Source organism: Aureibaculum marinum, from assembly GCF_003813905.1.
GTDB lineage: Bacteria > Bacteroidota > Bacteroidia > Flavobacteriales > Flavobacteriaceae > Aureibaculum > Aureibaculum marinum.
The window spans coordinates 1-3,710 of record NZ_RPFJ01000042.1 but is presented as its reverse complement, the minus strand read 5'-3'; the positions used below and the strand labels follow the sequence as shown (position 1 = coordinate 3,710).

The 3,710-nt window shown below is 29.6% G+C and carries 5 protein-coding genes; all 5 read left to right on the top strand.

The window, feature by feature from the left end:
- Positions 1 to 240 precede the first annotated feature (240 nt).
- Positions 241 to 1,068, top strand: a complete 828-nt coding sequence (locus EGM88_RS13980; RefSeq protein ID WP_123899049.1) for an HNH endonuclease — start codon at positions 241 to 243, stop codon at positions 1,066 to 1,068.
- Positions 1,069 to 1,210: 142 nt separating this feature from the next.
- Positions 1,211 to 2,353, top strand: coding sequence for an alpha/beta hydrolase-fold protein (locus tag EGM88_RS13975; RefSeq protein ID WP_162497588.1), 1,143 nt, complete (start codon positions 1,211 to 1,213; stop codon positions 2,351 to 2,353).
- Between the two features lie 119 nt (positions 2,354 to 2,472).
- Positions 2,473 to 2,712 carry an IS3 family transposase gene (locus EGM88_RS13970; RefSeq protein ID WP_123899047.1) on the top strand — a complete coding sequence of 80 codons (240 nt, stop codon included), beginning with the start codon at positions 2,473 to 2,475 and terminating at the stop codon, positions 2,710 to 2,712.
- 69 nt (positions 2,713 to 2,781) lie between these two features.
- Positions 2,782 to 3,249, top strand: a complete 468-nt coding sequence (locus EGM88_RS13965) for a DinB family protein (protein WP_123899046.1) — start codon at positions 2,782 to 2,784, stop codon at positions 3,247 to 3,249.
- 270 nt (positions 3,250 to 3,519) lie between these two features.
- Positions 3,520 to 3,710: GDP-mannose 4,6-dehydratase (locus tag EGM88_RS13960; protein ID WP_203229466.1), on the top strand; the 191-nt coding region annotated here is incomplete at its 3' end.

The window sequence follows — 3,710 nt, the reverse complement described above, 5'->3', positions numbered from 1 at the left end:
TGTGTATGTCAATTCCAATGAATAACTTTGGTTGAGCAGTAGATTCTGTTTTCATATCTTATCGTTTTGGTGAACTTTAAAGATAAGCAATCTGCTGCTTTTTCATAGATGCTAAATGCAATACTCGTGGGATTTTCCCACGGGAAAATCCGGCTAATTTACTAACTTTGAGAAATATTTTTAGTGCATCTCCTGTTTAAAGTACTGCACTTATACTAAACGTTGTAGCCAATTTGAAAATTGAGAAAATCAGTACCATTAAATATCGTAAAGTCATTATTAGCAAATTCAAAAAACGAATGTGCTTTTAAAGGATGTCAACATCCAATTATTAATGACAATCATTTACTTATAGCAGAACTTTGCCACATTGAAGCCTACTCTGAAAATGGACCGAGATTTAATCCTGAAAATTCCATAAAAGAAATAAACAGCTATGACAATTTAGTATTCTTATGTCATCGACATCACAAAGAAGTAGATTCTGACATTAAAACATATAGCGTTACGGAATTGAAAAAAATTAAACAGGAACACGAAAAAGATTTAAAGGAGAAAAAAGTATTTCATTTTGACTTCGAACGGTTCTTGAAAATTAATGATGAGTTCAACAATTTTTGGTCTGACTTACAAAACTTGAATGATAATGAACATATCATTGATGATTTAAAAATAGAAATCGATACTAAAATTGGATTTGATAAACTGATTGATAAAATCAGAAATGACTTGGAATGGCTTGACAAAAACCACAACGAATTAATAAAAAGCGACCAAGAATTATTTGAGGATGTAAAAAAATTTGTGAAAGAAAATGGAGGAGATATCAAAAAATGGGATGAAGTAAGATATTATGACAATCCGTTTTTAGACAGAAATTGGGAACAACACAATCTGGGAATCCCTAATTTTCTAAATAAAATAAAAGTAAATCTATTAGTAGTTGAACTGAAATATTTTGAGGAATTCTCGAAAACCAATAAGTTGACAGAACAACTGGAAGAACGAATAAAAAATTTAAAAACCGAATTAAACGAGGTTGCTGTTAGCACTGGTTTGATTGATTAAAAAACTGGCTACAACAATCTATAACCTCAATTACTGCGGATTCGACTATGTCCGAATCCTCTCGGAATTGCTAACATCAATGATAAACCGAAAATTAACGCATATTAACTCGTACCTGACGGTCATTAAAAGAAACACATTAATGAAGATATTAACTATCCTAATATTATTTACTATTTCTTCCCTAACTTATGGACAAGAAATAGATACATTGTCATTCTACTCAGTAGCATTTAAAGAAGAAAGAACTGTCTATATTCACAAACCAGAATTCTACAAATACAAATCCGATTCTGTTAAGTTTCCTGTTATCTATTTACTAGATGGACAACACAAGTGGTTTGTTAATCCAACTATTTCTGATATTGAATATTTACGCTTTACTAAAGAAATTCCAAGTTCTATTATCGTTGTCATTCCACTTAGGGATAGAGTAAAAGAATGTGCTATTGCAGATTTAAAAACAGAATTACCATTAGATAGATTTATAACCCAAGAACTTGATAAAAAACTAAAAAAGTATAATCCAAGTGATTACAAAATACTTATTGGGCATTCTTTTTCTGCATCATTTTCACTGTATTCATTTTATAATCACCGAGACTATTATACTGCTGTAATTGCCAATTCGCCATATGACAAAATGGAAATGCTTGTTGAAGCATTTGAACAATCAAGAGAGTTAGATAAATCAAGAATTTCAATTTCGATAGGTAGTATTAACAAAGACGTTTATCATAGAAAGAAGTATGATGTTCTAAAATCTCAATATCCATCATTTTTTAAATCCATTAATACTTTTGAAGCTGATTATTCAGCTCATAATGCAGTTCCAATCACAGCTGTTCCAACTTTACTAACAAAAATTTTTGAAGGTTATAGAAGTCGCTATAATAAAATTGCCGAAGTAGATATGGAATATAATCTAATTCACAAACCAAGTTCAATGTCTGAAGAGTTGAACAAAATAAAGAGTGCTTCAAAAATCGGAAGCTATTATTACCCTCCCGAAATATCTGACATAAATGGTATTGCTTCTCGATATTGGAATAATAACTTAGAAGATTATGCCGCTAAAGTTTATAAACTTGGAGTAAAATACTACCCTGCTTATTATGAATTTTATCTATCGCTTTATGAATTAACACTGAATAATAACAAAGCAACATCAAAAGAATATTTAGAAAAGGCTGAATTACTTTTAACAACAATTGAAAACAATTGGGAAGGAAAAAGTGAAATTATTGAAGAAATCAGAACTGAAAAAATAAAAAACGGCTGGTAACAACGCATCCTATGAAAAGCACTAGTCACTCACTTCTAAATTACTATTTTATTTTCAATTATTGTATATTGATGTTTTTGAGGTGTTAAATTGTTGATTATCCTTTTCATTTTTTATGTTTGATTATCAACAATAATACCCTATATAACTTACTCAGCATTCAGCTGGCAGATAGGTATGCCATGGTTAAACGTGTAAATGGAATCTTAAAAGATGAAGTTTATCTCAATCAAACCTTTGATAACGTAGCTTATGCAAAAAGAGCTACAAAAAATGCAATTAATCTATACAACCAAATAAGATTACACTTATATTTAGACTTTAAAACACATAAAATGGTATATAAATTATCAGCTTAATTAAATTTTAATCTGTAACCATATTTTAGAACGTGACATGTAAAAAAACATTCTCAAAAACAAACAAAAATGACTCAATCTGAACTCATAATTTTAAACTTCACAGAGATTAGGAGAAGAAGTATAAAACTTTGGAATGGACTACCCGAGAAATATAATAATTGGAAACCTGACGAAAAAGCAATGACAGCCATAGAAATGGTTAGGCACGTTTTGGAAGCCGATTATGGATGGAATATAATAATCAAAAATGGGAGTATGACCAATTATCAAACACCTTGGAAAAATAGACCTTTTATTAGCGTTTCTGATGAACTTGAATTTGCTGAACCCTATAGAAATACCTTTTTAGAAAGCATTAGCCAATTTTCAGATAGAGAATTAAACGAAACGGAAATCATTCACCCTGGAAATGGAGACAAAAAAAAACTCGGAAAATATTTATTACGAATTGGTTATCATGAATCTGTTCACGCAGGACAATTCCTTTCATATTTGAGAGCTATGAAAATTAATCGCCCAGATATATGGGACTAGAGAATAAAAACACTGCAGCTAACAACGCATCCGATAAAACACAATAGTCACTCTCATAAAAGTTAATATTTTGTTTTTAAAATCTAGATAAATTTTACACATAACATTTCGTTAAAATAAAAAATACATCAAAAAAACATGAAAACATACAATTTTTTATTCGAAATCTACCAACATAAACAGTTTGCTTCAGATCTAGTTTAACAGATTTAATTTTCCAATATCTTTGATTATAATGTCGCTATGTAATATTTAAAATAAACGAAAATAATGATAAAAAAAATTGCCTTAATAACTGGAGTAACAGGACAAGATGGAGCTTATTTAAGTGAGTTCTTATTGAAGAAAGGATATATAGTTCATGGATTAAAACGAAGATCTTCTTTATTTAACACTGATAGAATAGATCACTTATATCAAGATCCTCATGTAGATAATGCAAATTTCATCTTGCATTATGG

Excerpts from the sequence above, each read along its gene's own strand:
- EGM88_RS13965 (WP_123899046.1), top strand. The coding sequence starts at position 2,782 with ATGACTCAATCTGAACTCATAATTTTAAACTTCACAGAGATTAGGAGA.
- EGM88_RS13975 (WP_162497588.1), top strand. The coding sequence starts at position 1,211 with ATGAAGATATTAACTATCCTAATATTATTTACTATTTCTTCCCTAACT.